Here is a 17,917-nt window from a genome sequence, read left to right as displayed (position 1 = left end):
CTTATGCAGCGGCAGTTGATTGGTTTATGTGCTCTCGTTTCCACGCTATTTTCCACTGTGGCACCCGCCGCTCCGCTCACGCCCCCCAAGGGGGGCCAGTATGCCGTCATCGTGCAGGGCAACAGCGGGGTGGAGTTCGCAAGCCACGCCGATGACATGATAGCCCCCGCCTCCACCATGAAGGTGCTCACCGCGCTGGCCGCCCGCCTCGAACTCGGCGCCGATTTCCGTTTCGCCACCGACATCCAGGCACAGGCCGGCGCCAAGCAGGGGGATGCCATCAACGGTGACATCTGGATCAACTTCGTCGGTGATCCCACCTTGTCCCGCATGGACCTGGTCGCCCTGTTCAAACAGCTCGGCGTGACCCGCATCAAGGGCAATGTCTACGTCAACACCGGGGCCTACAACGGCTACGAGCGCGGCAATGGCTGGTCATGGGGGGATCAGACCCTCTGCTTCGCGGCCCCCGTCTCCTCGGTCATCATCGACAAGAACTGTGCCTACGGCACCGTCACCGCCACCCAGATTGGCAAGCCCGCGGTCGGTAACGTCGCCACCGGCGTGCCCATCGGCATCGGCGCCGACAACGTGGAGGTGATGAGCTATGGCGACATGGCACGTCAGTTCTGTGCCCTGGAAGTGGACATGGCCAAGGGCAACTTCTATGAGCTCAAGGGCTGCATCACCCCGAACAAGGAGCCCCAGGGGCTGCGCTTTGCCATCCACGATGTGGAAGCCTGGGGCTGGGACAACATCCGCTGGGCCATGAACCGGGCCGGCATCAGCCACGACGGCCTGCTGCGCGTCACCCATCAGGCGCCGGTGGGCGCAGCGACGCTGGCCACCCACTACTCGGTCTCCCTGCCGGTCATGCTCGCCAAGATGCTGAAAAAATCCGACAACCTCTATGCCGATACCTTCTTGAAAACCGTCGGCCGCCACTACTACAACAAGCCGGGCAGCTATCGCAGCGGCACCATGGCGGTACGCGCCATCCTGACCAAGAACGGCATCGATCTGGGCAACGCCACCCTGGCCGACGGCTCCGGCCTCTCCGCCCACAACCTCATCAGCGCCCGCCAGATGCTCTCGGTGCTGAACTTCATCCAGAAGAACGACGCCCAGCTCGACTTCATCAAGCTGCTGCCGAGCTCCCAAGTGGATGGTACCCTGGCCTGGCGCCGCAGCGTCACCGCCCCCATGATGAAGAACAAGGTCCACGCCAAGACCGGCACCATCACCGGCACCTCCAACCTGGCGGGCTTCATCGACACCGCCGGTGGCCAACGCAAGGCCTTCGTGGTGTTCCAGCGCGGCCTCTCCCAGGATCCGGCCACCCATGAGCGTTACCGTGCCAGCAAGGCTCCCTGGCCCTGGACCGTGTTCGAGAAGGGCATTCTGGAGAGCATCTACCAGCAGCAACCCATCCAGATTTCCGCGCAATAAATGCAAACGGCCGCCTTGCGCGCGAGGTGGCCTCTATCGAATACGGCGAATGGCCGTATCGGCAATTTCCACTTTGACTGGCCCAAGGGCGAGGCTATGCTGTGGCAAACCTCGTCTTAGCGGCGAATTTAACGGAGAGAAACGATGTTTGTAGAAATTTTTGGTCGCCCCGGTTGCCCCTATTGTGTTCGTGCCAAGCAGATCGCCGAGCAACTGACCGAGGATCGCGATGACTTCGAGTTCCGCTACGTGGACATCAACGCCGAAGGGCTCACCAAGGACGATCTGGCCGCCAAGGCGGGCAAGCCCGTCACCACGGTGCCGCAGATCTTCCTAGACGAGCAGCACATCGGTGGCTGCACCGATTTTGAAGCCTACGCCCGTGCCAACCTGGGGCTCTGATCCCGAGACTGCACAAAAAAGGCGCCTGATGGCGCCTTTTTCATGGTCAAGATCGGGAGGGATTCACGCCAGGGGGGTAAAGCGGCTCACCACCTGCCCCTGATGCTCAATCCACTCCATGAACATGGGGACGGGCCTGGCATAGACCTCCCCATCCTGCTCGGACTGATAGATGACCAGGGACTCCCCGGTCTCGGTGTGCCGGGCCAGGGTGAGCACCCGATAGAGCCCCCCCTTGAAGTGACGATAACGGCCGGGTGCAGGTGCGTGCATGAGAGTGCCTCGATGAAGGATGAGAGAGCCCCGTCCACGGGGCGACAGGGCACCAAGGCCCTTTTTCAGACCAGCCAATCGTGCCAGATAGCGCGTTTATTTCAATACACCACCTTGGCTTTATGGGGTCATTCCCCATCTTTCACTGCCTTGCGGGGAAACCGGCAAAAGATCCTGCTGAATTTAACGAATCAGCAACGCTGTTTAGAGGCCCAATATCAGGGATTTATTCCATAAATTAGATTGTTCTAGCATTCAATTCTGTGAAGAATAGAGGTAGAAATATTTGATACTAAAAAACGCTTTCTGCCAACGCGCCCCCAGGGGAAGGAATCACGCTCACCATGTTCACGATCGACAAGTCGCACAAGCTCGACGATGTCTGCTATGACATCCGCGGCCCGGTGCATAAAGAAGCTCGCCGTCTCGAAGACGAAGGCCACCGCATTCTCAAGCTCAACATCGGCAACCTGGCCTCCTTCGGTTTCGAGGCGCCGGAGGAGCTCATCAAGGATGTGATCCTCAACATGCCCCAGAGCCAGGGTTACTGCGACTCCAAGGGGCTCTTCTCCGCCCGCAAGGCGGTGATGCAGTACTACCAGCAGAAGGGGATGCGCAAGGTCGACATCGATGACATCTACATCGGCAACGGTGCGAGCGAACTCATCGTCATGGCCATGCAGGCGCTGCTCAACAACGGCGACGAGATGCTGGTGCCCTCCCCCGATTATCCACTCTGGACCGCGGCGGTGACCCTCTCCGGCGGCCATGCGGTGCACTATCGCTGTGACGAAGGGGCCGACTGGTATCCGGATCTGGACGACATCCGCGCCCGCATCACCCCGCGTACCCGCGGCCTGGTGCTGATCAACCCGAACAACCCCACCGGCGCCGTCTACGGCAGCGAGTTCCTGTTGGAGCTGATCGAGATCGCCCGCCAGCACAATCTCATCATCTTCGCCGACGAGATCTACGACAAGATCCTCTACGACGACATCTCCCACACCAGCGTCTGCACCCTGTGTGACGATGTGATGGTGGTGACCTTCAACGGCCTCTCCAAGGCCTATCGCGCCTGTGGCTTCCGCCAGGGCTGGATGGTCATCACCGGGCCCAAGGGGCGCGCCAAGGGCTACATCGAGGGGCTGGAGATGCTGGCCTCCATGCGGCTGTGCTCCAACGTACCCATGCAGCACGCCATCCAGGCGGCCCTTGGCGGCTACCAGAGCATCAACGAGCTGATCCTGCCGGGGGGACGTCTGCGCCGCCAGCGGGACAAGGCCTGGGAACTCTTGAACGAGATCCCCGGGGTCTCCTGCGTCAAGCCCAAGGGGGCGCTCTACATGTTCCCGCGCCTGGATCCCAAGGTGTACGACATCCGCGATGACCAGAAGATGGTGTTCGACCTGCTGCAGCAGGAGAAACTGCTGCTGGTGCAGGGAACTGGCTTCAACTGGCCCGCACCGGATCACTTCCGGCTGGTGTTCCTGCCCCGGGAAGAGGAGCTGGAAGAGGCCATCGGCCGCTTCGCCCGCTTCCTCAAGGGCTACAAACAGTAAGCTCGGTTCACGAAAAAGGCTCCCGCGGGAGCCTTTTTGCTATCTGTCGCTGGCCAAGCCATCAGCCGTGCAGCAGGGCACCGGCCACCAGCACCCCCATGGTGATGAGGGCCACCCCGACGATGAAGGGCAGCACCCAGCGCACGAAGCGATCGTAGGGGATTTTGGCGAGCGCCAGCCCGGCCACCAGGTGGGCGGCGGTGGGAGCGAACAGGTTGATCCAGCCGGAGGCGGACTGATAGGCGGTGATCACCAGATCCCGGGAGATGCCGGAAAAGTCCGCGAGCGGCCCCATCAGCGGCATGGAGACGGTGGCCAGCCCCGAGGTGGAGGGGATGAAGAAGCTCAGGATGATGTGCACCAGATAGGCCACCAGGATGAACACCGACGATGACAGGCCGCTCACCAGCCCCTCAGCCCAGTGCAAGATGGTGTCGATGATGACCCCCTGCTCCATCACCACATAGATGCCCCGGGCCACCGCCACCACCAGCGCCACCCCGATGAGATCCCGCGCCCCGTTCAGGAAGGTCGCCACATAGCTGGACTCCGGCATCCGGTTGATGAGCGCGATCAGGATGGAGGCGCTGAAGAACAGGGTGGAGAGTTCGTCAAACCACCAGCCCAGGGTCGGCAACCAGACAATGCCCAGATCCGACCAGGGCACCACCGCATAGATCATCAGCAGGAAGGTGGCGAAGAACACCGCCATGGTGAGCTTCTGCTTGCCGCTGAAGAGCCCGTCCCCGCTCTTCATCTGGGCGAACTCGTCGTCGTAGTGAATGTCGGCGAGCACGGAGCTGCCCTTGTCCTGCTGCACCCGCTTGGCGTAGCGCATCACGAACCAGGAGGCGAAGATCACCAGCAGCAGCCACAAGATGACGCGAAGGCCGATGCCATCCCCGATGGGAATGCCGGCAAAGCCCGACGCGATACCGGTGGCAAAGGGGTTGACGGTGGACGCCAGTACCCCGACCCCGGAGCCGAGCAGGATGATCCCCGCCGCCACCATACGATCGAAGCCCGCCGCCATCATCACCGGCACGATGAGCGCCCAGAAGGCCACCGTCTCCTCCGCCATGCCGAAGGTGGAGCCGCCGAGGGCAAACAGGGCGATGAGCACCGGGATGAGCAGCCGCTCACGACCGGCGAAGGCACGCACGATGGCGCCAACCCCGGCATCCAGGGCGCCGCTTTGCATGGTCACCGCGAGAAAACCGCCGATGATGAGCACGAACAGCGCCACGTCCGCGGCCTTGTGAAAGCCCTGGATGGGGGCCTTGAGCACCTCGAACACCCCCTGCGGGTGGGCGGGTAGCTCGGTGTAACTGCCGGGCACCGGCAGCAGGCGCTCACCGCCGCTGTAATCCGCCACGGCGGCCGCCGCGATCGGCTGCTTGCTGTCGGCGGTGACATAGTCATATTTGCCCGCCGGCAACACCCAGGTGAGGGCCGCCATCAGGGCAATGATGATGAAAAGCAGGGTATAAACGGTGGGGAGCTGGCGCCTCGATCGCGCCGCTTGGGGGCTGGTCATAGTTTCCTTTCCTCGGCTGGGCCGTCAGTGATCCGATCAGCGCAAGACTAGCGGGTTTGATGAACCCAAAAGGTGATCGAGAATAATAAAAATCGGTGAAACACGATGATTTTCCATAAAAAAGGGCCCCGCAGGGCCCCTCTTCATCGGTGTCAGGCTCAGAGCTCGACCACATCGAACTTGACGTCCGGGTTCACGTCCGCCTCGTAGTCCACCTCGTCCAGACCGAAACCGAACAGGCGCAGGAACTCCTGCTTGTAACCGGTGTAGTCGGTCAGCTCGGACAGATTCTCGGTGGTGATGGAGGGCCACAGATCCCGGCAGGTCTGCTGTACGTCGTCACGCAATTCCCAGTCATCCATGCGGATGCGGGCCTGCTCGTCCAGGGCCAGATCGGCGCCGTACAGACGGGTGCGCATCATGCGATAGACCTGCTCCATGCAGCCCTCGTGGATGCCCTTCTCCTTCATGATCTTGAAGGCCATGGAGATGTAGAGCGGCATCACCGGAATGGCGGAGGAAGCCTGGGTCACCACGGACTTGAGCACGGCCACGTGGGCGGTGCCGCCCTTGGCGGCCAGATCCCCGCGGATGGCGCTGGCGGCGCGATCCAGGTCTTCCTTGGCGCGGCCCAGGGTGCCATGCCAGTAGATGGGCCAGGTCAAGTCGGTACCGATGTAGGAGTAAGCCACGGACTTGGCGCCGTCAGCCAGCACACCTGCATCGCGCAGGGCCGACATCCACAGCTCCCAGTCCTGACCACCCATGACGGTGATGGTGTTCGCGATCTCTTCCTCATTCGCCGGCTCGACGGTGGCGGTGATGATCTGATCCTTGTTGGTGTCGATGGCGGTGGTGGTGTAGGTCTCGCCGATGGGTTTCAAGGCGGAACGGACTACTTCGCCGGTATCCGGCAGCTTGCGCACCGGCGAGGCTAGGGAGTAGACCACCAGATCAATTTGACCGAGATCCTGCTTGATGAGATTGATGACGGTGTCGCGGCACTCATTGGAGAAGGCATCACCGTTGACGCTTTTCGCGTACAGACCGGCTTCCTTGGCGGCCTTGTCAAAGGCGGCGGAGTTGTACCAGCCGGCGGTGGCGGGCTTGGTCTCGGTGCCCGCTTTTTCGAAGAAGACGCCAATGGTGGCGGCGCCGGAGCCAAAGGCGGTGGCGATGCGGGAAGCCAGGCCATAACCGGTGGACGCGCCGATCACCAGTACCTTCTTGGGACCATTTTCGATGGTGCCCTGTGCCTGGGTGTAGGCGATCTGGCGACGGACATTGGCCTCACAGCCAACCGGGTGGGTGGTGGTGCAGATAAAGCCACGAACCTTGGGTTTGATGATCATGTGTTGTCTCTTATCCGTTTGATGGATGAAATCGGGGCATAAGATACCTCATCTTGCCGCGATTAGGTGCTCTGATGTGTTGAACCACCGCCATTTTGTGTCCATGGGCCCTGACCATCCTGGCCACGATGCCGCCCTTTCAGCGGGTGCATGGCGAGCCAGATGGCCACCATGACCCGCACCGGCCGATGCCTGATGCCTGCACGCCCTCCGCTGGGGTTGAACACTGCGATACGCCACCTGTCTTCGCCCCAAGGCGTCGTGCATGGGCTCCATCCTGTTGAACAGGGGGTGCCATGCTGGCGGCCAGCCCCATGATTGCCAACGCAGGCGCCCTCCTGCCATGAGTGCGTCAACACAGACCGGCTGGCCCATCAGGAAGCGAGCCGCTTAAACGACTACTGTTTCAGGAAGAGGCAAACGGCCCGCCCGGGCCCTGCCGGAGCCAACACGCAAGGAGGAGTTCATGTCACGCACTCTGGTCATCTGTCTCGTCGGCCTGCTCGCGTCGCCGCTGGTGCAGGCCGCCGTCTACCAGTGCACCGTCAACGGCCAAGTCACCTTCAGCGACATTCCCTGCGCCGGCAATGCCAAACCCATGGACTTGCGCATCTACACCCCGCCAGCCGAGGCGGTGGCCCAGGCCAGCAAGCAGACCGAAGCGATCGAGAAAGATCTCGCCGCCAGCCAGAAGCAGCGCCAGCTGGCGACCCTGCGCGCCGAGATGGAGGCCAAGACCCAGAAGATGAACGGCGAGATCACCCGCTACAACGCACAGCTGACGGAGACGACAGCCCCCCAGGGCGATAACGGCGGTGCGCGGCGCTCCGCCGCCGAGATCCGGGACATGAGCCGCCGCCATCAGAGCGAGATGGAGGCCCTGAACAAGCAGATAACCACCCTGCAGCAGCAAAAATAACCTGCCCTACTCCTGTTCCGCATTGCGGTGATACGAAAAAGGGGGAGCCAAGCTCCCCCGACACCGTACCGCCAGCCCCATCAATATTGCGTTTCGAAGGAAGCCTCCGTCACCCCGGCAGGCAGTGCCAGCGCCCCCGGTGTCGTCTTGCCGACCACCAGCCGGCTGGCCAGATTGAAGGTCAGCGGCGCGATGCCCGTCACATCCGATGAGGGGACCACATACACCTTGTAGGCGCCGGGCTCCATCACCCATTCGTTGGTGGCGCCGTCAAAGCTCGCCAGCCAGCTCGCCGGGATCTCGAAGCTCAGGGTCTCGCTCGCCCCCGCAGCCAGCAACCGGGTCTTGGCAAACGCCTTGAGCTCGATGGCGGGTTTGCTGAGAGCGCCGGCCGGCGCCGCCACATAGACCTGGGCCACTTCACGCCCCGCCACGGCCCCGCTGTTGTAGACGGTGGCAGTCAGGGTCACTTTCCCGTTCGAATCTGGCAGTGTATTGCTCTGTATGGCGGCGTTTTTATAGTCAAACTGGGTATAGGAGAGCCCATAGCCGAAGGGGTAATTCACCCCCTTGCCGAAGGTCGCGTAGTAGCGATACCCCACATAGATCCCCTCGTTGTAGTAATGGGTATCGATGGTGCCATCCCCGTCGGTGTCCGTGCCCGGGAAACCAGCTGATGAGGGCACATCCTGGTAGCTGGCCGGGAAGGTCTGGGTCAGCTTGCCGCTCGGGTTGACCGCCCCCGACAACAGATCGGCGATGGCATGGCCCGCCTCCTGCCCCGGCATATAGGCCAGCAGGATGGCATCGACCTTGTCCTGCCAGGCGCTGGTGTCCATGACGCCGCCGGTATTGAGTACCACCACCACCTTCTTGCCCAGGCCGTGGAAGGCGGCACTGACCTCATCGATGAGCGCCAGCTCCGTGTCGGAGAGCAGGTAATCCCCCTTGGCATTCGCCCTGTCCTGCCCCTGCATCGAGTTGCGTCCCAGGGTGATGACGGCCGCCTCGTTGCTGGCGGCATAGGCCGCGATCTCGCTCGCATCCAGCGCGGGTTCCGGGCAGCTCACTACGGTGGAGATGCCGCCAAAATCGCTCGACGTCTTGTTCTGCTCGAAGAAGGTGCGATAGAAATCGGCCAGCCCGGCATCGACGCTGAACTGCTGGCCCAGCCCGTCCACCAGATTGACGGTATAGGCCGCGTTCACGTCTCCGCTGCCGGCTCCGCCCTTCAGGGTATTGACCTGGGTAATGCCGAAGCTGGCCAGCTTGCTGCCCTGCGCCAGGGGCAGGCTGCCCTGCTCGTTTTTGAGCAGCACCATGCCATCGCTGGCCGCCTGGCGCGACAACCTGGCATGGCCCGCCAGATCCGGCGCATTGCTGGCCACATACCCCTGATTGGAGGGCATCTTCAGCACCTGGGTCAGGATCCGCGTCGCCCCCTGCTTGATCTCCTCCGCGCTCAGATCACCGGCCGCATAGGCCTCCTGCAACCCGGTCAGGGCATCGCCGTAGCCATAGGGCAGCGCCGGGCCACCGGGTTCGATGAGATCGTTGCCGGACTTGATCATGTCCGCATAGTGGCCATCCCCTGACCACCAGTCACTCACCACGAAGCCTTCGAACCCCCACTCGTCCCGCAGCACCTTTGTATTGAGGTCCGCCCACTGGCCGGTGTAGGTGCCATTGACCTTGTTCATGGCGGTCATCACCGCCCAGGGGTTGGCGTGCTCTTCGGCATACTGGAAGCCCCGCAGGTAGATCTCCCGGATGGCGCGGGGGGAGATGATGTTGTCGACGATGGAGCGGGAGGTCTCGGCGTTGTTGGCGATGAAGTGCTTGATGGTGGTGCCCACCCCCTGGGCCTGGGCTCCCTCCACTTCGGCGGCCCCCATCACCCCGGAGACCAGGGGATCTTCGGAGAAATACTCAAAGCCGCGACCATTGAGGGGGTCGCGCTGGATGTTCATCCCCGGTGCGAGCCAGACGTCCAGCCCATACTCCTTCACCTCGTTGCCGATGGCGGCCCCCACCTGCTTGACCAGATCCCTGTCCCAGGTCGAGGCCAGCAAGGTACCGACCGGGAAGGCAGTGCCATGGAAGGTGCCGCCCTCCCCCTCCCGGGTCGGCGAGATGCGCACCCCGGCGGCCCCGTCCGCCATCTTGCTGGCGGCGATGTCGAGACCGGACTCGGCATTGAACACCCCGTTGATGTAGCCCACGCTGCCCGGTACATCTCCCTTGAGGTTATTGAGGGCCTCGCTGTTGATCTCGAAGGCGCCGTTGGCAAACACATAGCCCGGGCCCACCAGCATGCCCAACTGCTCGTCGTGGGTCATCCTGGCCACCATGCCCTCGGCGAGGCTGCGGTAGTAGGCGTTGTCCTTGACGGTTTCCTTGGGCGCCTCGGAGCTGTTGTCGTTGCACCCCTGGGTGGCGAGAGCCAGCGCGATGGCGATGGCCAGTCCGCTCCAGCCTGGATGCTGAGTGTGATGTTTCATCGGATCCCCTTTCGTTCCATGTGTTGAGAGCAATTGTTTTTAGACTGCTGTTTTTAGAGACATAACCAGACAAGCCAGGGCAGCTTATCGCGGGGGAACGGGGGTCTGCTTTGCATGGGGGAGTGACGACTTTGCATGGGGGTGGCGAGGTACCATATTCCTACCGCCGTCACAGCGTTACATTTGGTTACCTGGCACAACCTTAGGTTTCGTGGCGCTTGATCCCGCGCGCAGACGGCAGGCCGCCGGGCTGTCTTAATAGCGCGGTGCAGCAGGATGCTGCCCGCCTTGCCATCCGCTGCCGCCATGAAAAGGGAGTGTTCATGAGAAAGCATGTGTCAAACACCATCGCCCGCACGACCCTCGCCTTCCTGCGCGAGAGCGGCGTGGATACCCGCGCCATCCAGGCCCGCTGCCAGCTCAGCCAGTACGAGCTGGACAAGCCCGATGGCCGCATCACCGGTAGGCAACATCAACGTTTCATCCAGACGGTCTCCTCCTTCGACTTTCTGTGGCGCGAGCGCATGCTGCACACAGAGGCCCCCGACAGGATCATCGACGGCGCCTATGCCCTGTTTCCCGAGCTGGTGGGGTTTTGCCTCAACCAGCCCACCGCCGGGGAAGCCGTGAACAGCTACATCCACAACCGGATCATCATCGGCAACTGTGATGACTACCGTCTGCAAGGGGACGGGGAACACCTCTTCATCACCTACCTCGACGAACTCAATGCACCCGGTCAAAGCCAGTCGGCCATCGGCAACTTCATGATGCTGCGGGAGCTGGTGCGCCTCTATGCGCCCCGGGCGCAGTTGACGGTGAGTCTGTGCGGAGAGGCTGGCCCCGAACACAAGGCCCTGGACGATCTCTTCGGCTGCCACTGCCAGTTCGGTCAGCCGGCCAATGTCCTTGGCCTGCGGCACGCCGATCTCGCCCTGTCAGCCGAGACGCATCTTCCCCTGCTGCACAGGCAGCAACGCCAGCAGATAGCTCAGCGGGTGCTGGCACTCCAGCAGGAGCAAGGCTTCGCCGCCATGGTGGCGAGCCTGCTGGGGGAGGCGCTTTGCAATGAGAAGATGGGGGATGCGTCGAGCTGTCTGGATCACCTCTGCGCCGTCATGAACATGAGCCGCTGGACCCTCAACGCCCGCCTCCAGCAGGAGGGGCAAACCTTCAGCAAGGTATTGCTGCGGGTGCGTATCGAGCAGGCCTGCGCCCTCCTGGCCGACAGCCGCATGAGCGTGCAGGAGATAAGCGATCTTCTGCGCTTCTCCTCGCTGTCTGTCTTCTCCCGTTTCTTCTCCACCCACCTGGGGGCCTCCCCCCGCCACTATCGACAGCTCCGCGCCGGGCGAGGGAGTGAAGCCAAGGTCTGAACCGCTATCCGGGGAATGGTGCATCGCCTCCCGGCGTGTTATCCATGAGACGGCGACAGGTGGCACAACGACCACAACAACGATCTCGTTTGGATACAAACGAGGGGGAATGCAGCACACCATGCAATTAATCACCGATTAATCAGGGCAATACACAAAAGTTTCATTCACGGCATATTCAGCTTTCCCGAAGATTGCCGCTATTGTTAACAAGCTCAAATAACCGTTATGACCCCATTCAAGGATCTCATGGAGGAGTTCCATATGTTCTGGAATCGCAAGACAAGCAAAGAGGCGAGTGAACAGGTGGCGAAGATGGCGGAGTTGAGCGCCTTCGAGCATGCCATCCAGTCTCAGGTACCCTATATCCAGTTTACCCCGGCGGGCATCGTCACCTTCGTCAACGACCTCTTCCTGCAGATAGTGGGATTCAACCGTGAGGAGGTGATCGGCAAGCATCACAGCGCCCTCTGCTTCCCCGAGGACGTCAAGACGCCCGAATATGAGAAGTTGTGGCAGGATCTGCGCGGTGGCGCGTTTCGCAGTGGCCGCTTCATCCGCCAATCCAAGTCGGGCAAGGCCGTCTGGCTGGAGGCGACCTACTTTCCCATCGTCGTCGAGGGACGGGTCATCCGGGTCGCCAAGGTGGCCTCTGATGTGACCCAGCAGCAATCCTCCCTCGAACGGACCCAGGCCCTGCTGGCGGCGCTCGACAAGTCCCTCGCCGTCATCGATTTCCAGCCGGACGGCACCGTCATCACCGCCAACCAGAACTTCCTGCGCTGCTTCGGCTACCGGCTGGAAGAGGTGGTCGGCCAGCATCACCGCCAGTTCTGCGAGCCCGAGTTTTATCAGAAGAACCCCAACTTCTGGCGGGATCTCGGGTCAGGGGACATCAAGTCCGGCCTCTTCATGCGCATCGGTCATCGGGGCGAGAAGATCTGGCTGGAGGCGACCTACAACCCCATCTTCAATCACGAGGGCAAGGTGGTCAAAATCATCAAGCTGGCGAGCGACATCACCGAGCGGATCGAGAAGTCCATCTCTACCCGGGCCGCGGCCCAGAAGGCATGTGCCATTGCCAGTGAAACCGTGTCGAGCGCCGCCAAGGGGCGGGAGGTGATCGACAAGGTGCTGGAGACCTCCCGCCACATCAACACCTCGGTGGGGGAAGTCAGCCAGCAGATAGAACAGCTCAACCAGCAGTCCCGCAGCATAGAGTCCATCATCTCCACCATCAGCGGCATCGCGGATCAGACCAACCTGCTGGCGCTGAACGCCGCCATCGAGGCGGCCCGGGCTGGCGAGCAGGGCCGCGGCTTTGCGGTGGTGGCGGACGAAGTGCGGCAGCTTGCCGCCAGAACTTCCAGCTCCACCAACGAGATCGTCTCCGTCATCAAGCACAACTCCGAGATCACCTCCCGCATCACCCAGACCGTCTCCATCGTCTCCGACAAGGCGGTGGCGGGGCAGGATCAGGCCAACATCATCTCCTCGGTCATCAAGGAGATCATCGAGGATGCCAACTCTGTCTCCGACACCGTCAAGAGCCTCTCCATCTAAGGGGCTGGCCTTTTAAAAAAGAGACGGGGCCTGGCCCCGTCTCTTTTTCATGCAGATGGCGAAGAACGCTCAATCCTCCCCCGACAGATAGTGCCTGGCCTCCTCATCGGCCTGTTGCAAGGCGGCGTCCCACAGCCCGGCGATGCAGAGCCCCTCCTCCCCCACGGCCTCCTCTTCCAATGCCTCCAGCGCTCTGGCATCGGCCAAGGTGAAGGGATGGTGGCCGAGCAGCGCCTGTGCCCTCGCCAGTAACCTCATCTCGCTCATCATCGACTCCTCACAGATCAGCGCCTGCCTCAGACTGTAGCCGATGTCAGCGCTCAGGGATCTGTGGTGACCACAGCCCCTTGAGGACGCCGTACCGGTAGCTGGCCCACCCCGATGCCGGCCAGCACGGCGGCGCAGGCGACCCATTGCAGGGCGTTCAGGGTCTCTCCCAGCAGCATGTAGGCAAGCAGCAGGGTGAAGACCGGGATGAGGTTCACGTAAGCCGCCGCCAGGGTCACTTTCACCTGGGTCACCGACCAGTTGTAGAGCAGGTAGGCGCCGAGCGTCACGAAGGCGCCGAGGAAGAGGATCACCGCCATGTCCTGCCAGGCCCAGTCGGCGGGCCAGGGGGAAGAGAAGGCGAAGGGCGCGAAGAAGAGGGTACCGACGAAGGCCTGCAGGGCGGTGAGCGTCATGACGCCGTAACGGCTGGAGAGTTTCTTGAACACCACAGAATAAGTGGCGGCGCAGAGCATGGCTCCCATCTCAAGACTGTTGCCGAGCAAGGCATTGGCAGCAAATTCATCTGCTTCGCCGCCCAGTCCCAACAGGGCGATGCCGAAGATGGCGATGCCAAAGCCGAGCAACTGACGCCGACTCACCCGCTCTTTGAGCAGCACGAACGCCACCAGGGCCACCATCAGCGGCAGGAGGGCGCACACCATGCCCGCCTGACCGGCGCTGGTGTAGCGCAAAGCGTTCACCTCCAGCAAGAAATAGAGGCAGGGTTCGAGCGCCCCCATCAGCGCCAGCCAGCGCCAATCCCCTTTTTGATAATGAAAATCACCGAGCCAGCGGTAGCACAGGAGCCAGCAACAGGCGGCCACCAGCATCCGCATGAACAACACCTGGCCGAAGGACCAGACCTCCAGCACATGCTTGAGGGCGATGAAGGAACTGGACCAGAGCAACATGGCCAGGGTCAGGGCAAAAATCGGTAAAGGACGCACCACTTCCTCCATGAACTGGCATTTTGAATAATAACCATGCCGCCTTGCGGTTGTCTAAAGGCACCTAAAATCAGATAATACGGCCGCCTTCACACCGGATAACCCATCTTCAATGACTGAGTACCTGCTTTTACTGGTCGGCACCGTGCTGATCAACAACTTCGTGCTGGTGAAGTTTCTCGGCCTCTGCCCCTTCATGGGGGTCTCTGGCAAACTGGAAACCGCCATCGGCATGGGTCTGGCCACCACCTTCGTCATGACGCTGGCCAGCGCCTGCTCCTATCTGATGGAGCACTATATCCTGATCCCGCTGAATATCGCCTATCTGCGTACCCTGGGTTTCATCCTGGTGATCGCCGTGGTGGTGCAGTTCACCGAGATGGTTATCCGCAAGAGCAGCCCCACCCTCTATCGCCTGCTCGGCATCTTCCTGCCCCTCATCACCACCAACTGCGCCGTCCTCGGCGTGGCCCTGCTCAGCATCAACGAGCACCACAACTTCATGCAGAGCATCATCTACGGTTTCGGCGCAGCCTGCGGCTTCTCCCTGGTATTGATTCTGTTTGCCGCCATGCGTGAGCGCCTGGTGGCCGCCGACGTGCCGGCCCCATTTCGCGGCGTCTCCATCGCCATGGTCACCGCCGGCCTGATGTCGCTTGCCTTCATGGGCTTTACCGGCCTCATCAAGATCTAGCCCTATGACTCATATACTCTTTGCCATTCTGGTGCTGGCCCTGCTGGCCCTGGCCTTCGGCATCATTCTGGGATTTGCCGCCGTCAAGTTTCATGTGGAAGCCGATCCCATCGTCGATCAGCTCGACGCCCTGCTGCCCCAGACTCAGTGCGGCCAGTGTGGCTACCCGGGCTGCAAGCCCTACGCCGAGGCACTCGCCAACGGCGATCAGATCAACAAGTGCGTGCCCGGTGGCGATGCCACCATGCGCAAGATAGCGGACCTGATGGGGGTCGAGCCCCTGCCCCTTGGCGGCGGTGACGAGGCCGCCGTGCTCGTCAAGAAGGTTGCCTTCATTCACGAGGACATGTGCATCGGTTGCACCAAGTGCATCCAGGCCTGCCCGGTCGACGCCATCCTCGGCGCCACCAAGGCGATGCACACCGTCATCACCAGCGAGTGCACGGGTTGCGATCTCTGCGTCGACCCCTGCCCGACCGACTGTATCGAAATGATCCCGGTTCCGACCACGGTCGATAACTGGAAATGGGATCTGGCCAAGGTCACCATTCCGGTCAAGATAGTGGAGTAACCATGCATTCCTTGCTCGAACGTATCAAAGCCGGTTCCCTCTGGGATTTTCACGGTGGCATCCATCCTCCCGAGAACAAACACCAGTCCAGCCTGACCCCAGTGGTCCAGGCGGGCCTGCCGCCCCAGCTCATCATACCGGTGCGCCAGCACGCGGGCCCCGCCGGCGATCTGCTGGTCAAGGTGGGTGACAGGGTCAAGAAGGGCCAGCCCCTGACCCGTTATGACAAGGGCCGCATCGTGCCGGTGCACGCCTCCACCTCGGGGACCATCACCGCCATCGAACCCCATACGGTGGCGCACCCTTCAGGGCTCGACGATCTCTGCGTGCTGCTCACCCCGGATGGCGAGGATGCCTGGGGGCCACGGGACGGGCGTCCCGATTACTGGAACCTGGAGCGTGGCGAGTTGCTCGAGCGCATCCAGCAGGCCGGTATCGCGGGCCTCGGCGGCGCCGTGTTCCCGACCCACAGCAAGCTCGATGGCCGTGGTCAGCTCACCGAGATCCTCATCGTCAACGGCCTGGAGTGTGAGCCCTACATCACCACCGATGACCGGCTGATGCAGGAGTACGCGGACGAGATCCTGGACGGTATCCGGGTGCTCAAGCACCTGCTCAAGCCCAAACTCACCCTGATCGGGGTGGAGGACAACAAGCCCGCCGCCATCGCGGCCTTGACCGCGCACGCCACCGATGAGGACGTGCTGGTCAAGTCGGTGCCCACCAAATACCCCTCCGGCGGTGCCAAGCAGACCATAGAGCTGCTCACCGGTCGCCAGGTACCCAAGGGCGGGCGCGCCGTGGACATGGGCATCATGGTGCTCAACGTCGCCACCGTGTTTGCCATCAAGCGCGCCATCATTGACGGCGAGCCCTTGATCGAGCGCATCGTCACCCTCACCGGTGATGCCTTCAAGCAGCCGGGCAATGCCTGGGTGCGACTCGGCACCCCGGTACGCTGGCTGTTGCAGCGCTTCGAACTGCAGCCGGAGGCGGATCAGCGGGTCATCATGGGGGGCCCCATGATGGGCTTCACCCTGCCCCATGCCATGGTGCCCGTGGTCAAGGCCACCAACTGCCTGCTCTCCCCCACCCGGGCCGAGCTGCCGCCACCCGGCCCCGAGCAGGCCTGCATCCGTTGCAGCGCCTGTGCCGACGCCTGCCCCGCCAACCTGCTGCCCCAGGAGCTCTACTGGTACAGCCGGGTCAAGGAGTATGACAAGGCGCAGGGGCTCAACCTGTTCGACTGCATCGAGTGCGGTGCCTGCGCCTGGGTCTGCCCGAGCGAGATCCCCCTGGTGCAGTACTACAAGATTGCCAAGGACGATATCCGCGAGACCCGTGCCGAGGCCGAGAAGGCCGAGCGTGCCAAGCTGCGCTTCGAGGCCAAGCAGGCGCGTTTCGAACGGGAGAAGGCCGCCCGCGAGGCTCGTCACGCCGAGGCCGCCGCCCAGCGCCGTCAGGCCATGACCAAGGCGGGGGGCGACGACCCCGTTGCCGCCGCCCTGGCCCGTCTCAAGGCCAAGCAGGAGGCGGCCGACGGCGCAGCCCCATCGGATCTCAGACCGGACAATGCTGATATGGCGGCGGCCCGGGAGGCGCGCAAACAGGAGGCACTGGCCCGCCGCGCTGCCAAGGCGGCCGAAGCGGCAGAGGGAGTGCAGAACCTGGCCGCCGAGGCCCGGGAGAGTGCTCCCGTCGCCGAGGTTGATCCCAAGAAAGCGGCCATCGCCGCCGCCCTGGCCCGCGCCAAGGCCAAGAAGGCGGCCCAGGCTTCGGAGTCCGACGCCGATGCCGATGTGGTTAAACCCACCCCTGTAGCGGATACACCTGCAGCCGAGGTCGATCCCAAGAAAGCGGCCATCGCCGCTGCCATCGCCCGCGCCAAGGCCAAGAAGGCAGCCCAGGCGGCGGAGTCCGATGCCGATACTGCTGTGGTGGAACCCGCCCCTGCCGCGGATGCCCCCACTGCCGAGGTCGACCCCAAGAAAGCGGCCATCGCAGCCGCCATCGCCCGCGCCAAGGCCAAGAAGGCGGCCCAGGCTGCGGAGTCCGGTGCCGATACTGCTCTGGTGGAACCCGCCCCTGCAGCTGATGAACCCGCAGCCGAGGTCGACCCCAAGAAAGCGGCCATCGCAGCCGCCATCGCCCGCGCCAAGGCCAAGAAGGCGGCCCAGGCTTCGCAGTCCGATGCCGATACTGCCGTGGTTGAACCCGCTCCTGCAGCGGATGAACCCGCGGCCGAGGTCGATCCCAAGAAAGCCGCCATCGCAGCTGCCATCGCCCGCGCCAAGGCCAAGAAGGCGGCCCAGGCTTCGCAGTCCGATGCCGATACTGCCGTGGTTGAGACCGCTCCTGCAGCGGATGAACCCGCGGCCGAGGTCGATCCCAAGAAAGCCGCCATCGCAGCTGCCATCGCCCGCGCCAAGGCCAAAAAACTGGCAGCCGAGGCCGCCGCGAAAGGCCAGACCGAGCCAGACCCACTTTCAGACAAGAGCCATTGA

Annotated in this window: 15 protein-coding genes; 9 read left to right on the top strand and 6 right to left on the bottom strand. The window is 62.6% G+C overall.

The annotated features are described in order from the left end of the window. Positions 1–3: 3 nt before the first annotated feature. Positions 4–1,449, top strand: a complete 1,446-nt coding sequence (gene dacB / locus ABNP46_RS07715) for a D-alanyl-D-alanine carboxypeptidase/D-alanyl-D-alanine endopeptidase (RefSeq protein ID WP_349921818.1) — start codon at positions 4–6, stop codon at positions 1,447–1,449. 144 nt (positions 1,450–1,593) lie between these two features. Continuing rightward, entirely contained in the window at positions 1,594–1,851 is a 258-nt protein-coding gene (locus ABNP46_RS07710) for a GrxA family glutaredoxin (RefSeq protein WP_349921817.1), read from the top strand. Positions 1,852–1,914: 63 nt separating this feature from the next. Here the strand turns inward: ABNP46_RS07710 and ABNP46_RS07705 are convergent, their stop codons facing one another. Continuing rightward, positions 1,915–2,124, bottom strand: a complete 210-nt coding sequence (locus ABNP46_RS07705) for a DUF1653 domain-containing protein (RefSeq protein ID WP_349921816.1) — start codon at positions 2,122–2,124, stop codon at positions 1,915–1,917. A 344-nt stretch (positions 2,125–2,468) separates the two neighbouring features. Between ABNP46_RS07705 and ABNP46_RS07700 the strand changes: the two genes are divergently transcribed. Continuing rightward, positions 2,469–3,683, top strand: coding sequence for a pyridoxal phosphate-dependent aminotransferase (locus ABNP46_RS07700; protein ID WP_349921815.1), 1,215 nt, complete (start codon positions 2,469–2,471; stop codon positions 3,681–3,683). Between the two features lie 61 nt (positions 3,684–3,744). Here ABNP46_RS07700 and ABNP46_RS07695 read toward each other — a convergent pair whose 3' ends face one another. Beyond that, positions 3,745–5,220, bottom strand: coding sequence for a YfcC family protein (locus ABNP46_RS07695; protein WP_349921814.1), 1,476 nt, complete (start codon positions 5,218–5,220; stop codon positions 3,745–3,747). Between the two features lie 158 nt (positions 5,221–5,378). Continuing rightward, on the bottom strand, positions 5,379–6,572 hold the full coding sequence (gene fabV / locus ABNP46_RS07690) for an enoyl-ACP reductase FabV (RefSeq protein WP_349921813.1): 1,194 nt from the start codon (positions 6,570–6,572) through the stop codon (positions 5,379–5,381). Between the two features lie 466 nt (positions 6,573–7,038). Between fabV and ABNP46_RS07685 the strand changes: the two genes are divergently transcribed. Beyond that, the gene (locus ABNP46_RS07685) at positions 7,039–7,491 is read left to right on the top strand and encodes a DUF4124 domain-containing protein (RefSeq protein ID WP_349921812.1); all 453 of its coding nucleotides are present in this window, start codon (positions 7,039–7,041) and stop codon (positions 7,489–7,491) included. Positions 7,492–7,571: 80 nt separating this feature from the next. Here ABNP46_RS07685 and ABNP46_RS07680 read toward each other — a convergent pair whose 3' ends face one another. Next, entirely contained in the window at positions 7,572–9,992 is a 2,421-nt protein-coding gene (locus ABNP46_RS07680) for a beta-glucosidase family protein (RefSeq protein WP_349921811.1), read from the bottom strand. A gap of 323 nt (positions 9,993–10,315) precedes the next feature. Here ABNP46_RS07680 and ABNP46_RS07675 point away from each other — a divergent pair, with 323 nt between their 5' ends. Both ABNP46_RS07675 and ABNP46_RS07670 read left to right on the top strand, forming a co-directional pair. Further along, the gene (locus ABNP46_RS07675) at positions 10,316–11,368 is read left to right on the top strand and encodes an AraC family transcriptional regulator (protein WP_349921810.1); all 1,053 of its coding nucleotides are present in this window, start codon (positions 10,316–10,318) and stop codon (positions 11,366–11,368) included. A 264-nt stretch (positions 11,369–11,632) separates the two neighbouring features. After that, positions 11,633–12,931 (top strand): methyl-accepting chemotaxis protein, encoded by a 1,299-nt coding sequence (locus ABNP46_RS07670; RefSeq protein ID WP_349921809.1) that lies wholly within the window; start codon positions 11,633–11,635, stop codon positions 12,929–12,931. 69 nt (positions 12,932–13,000) lie between these two features. Here ABNP46_RS07670 and ABNP46_RS07665 read toward each other — a convergent pair whose 3' ends face one another. Together ABNP46_RS07665 and ABNP46_RS07660 are read right to left on the bottom strand one after the other, a co-directional pair. Continuing rightward, the gene (locus ABNP46_RS07665) at positions 13,001–13,198 is read right to left on the bottom strand and encodes a hypothetical protein (protein WP_349921808.1); all 198 of its coding nucleotides are present in this window, start codon (positions 13,196–13,198) and stop codon (positions 13,001–13,003) included. A gap of 53 nt (positions 13,199–13,251) precedes the next feature. After that, on the bottom strand, positions 13,252–14,148 hold the full coding sequence (locus tag ABNP46_RS07660) for a DMT family transporter (protein WP_349921807.1): 897 nt from the start codon (positions 14,146–14,148) through the stop codon (positions 13,252–13,254). 112 nt (positions 14,149–14,260) lie between these two features. Here ABNP46_RS07660 and rsxA point away from each other — a divergent pair, with 112 nt between their 5' ends. Genes rsxA through rsxC form a run of 3 tightly spaced genes read left to right on the top strand, consistent with a single transcriptional unit; the run spans position 14,261 to position 17,917 of the window. Next, positions 14,261–14,842: an electron transport complex subunit RsxA gene (gene rsxA / locus ABNP46_RS07655; protein ID WP_349921806.1), complete on the top strand. Its 582-nt coding sequence runs from the start codon at positions 14,261–14,263 to the stop codon at positions 14,840–14,842. Positions 14,843–14,846: 4 nt separating this feature from the next. Beyond that, the gene (gene rsxB, locus ABNP46_RS07650; RefSeq protein ID WP_349921805.1) at positions 14,847–15,413 is read left to right on the top strand and encodes an electron transport complex subunit RsxB; all 567 of its coding nucleotides are present in this window, start codon (positions 14,847–14,849) and stop codon (positions 15,411–15,413) included. 2 nt (positions 15,414–15,415) lie between these two features. After that, positions 15,416–17,917 (top strand): electron transport complex subunit RsxC, encoded by a 2,502-nt coding sequence (gene rsxC / locus ABNP46_RS07645; protein WP_349921804.1) that lies wholly within the window; start codon positions 15,416–15,418, stop codon positions 17,915–17,917.

Source organism: Aeromonas veronii (assembly GCF_040215105.1).
Classification (GTDB): Bacteria; Pseudomonadota; Gammaproteobacteria; order Enterobacterales; family Aeromonadaceae; genus Aeromonas; species Aeromonas veronii_G.
This window is presented reverse-complemented; position numbering and strand designations above follow the sequence as displayed.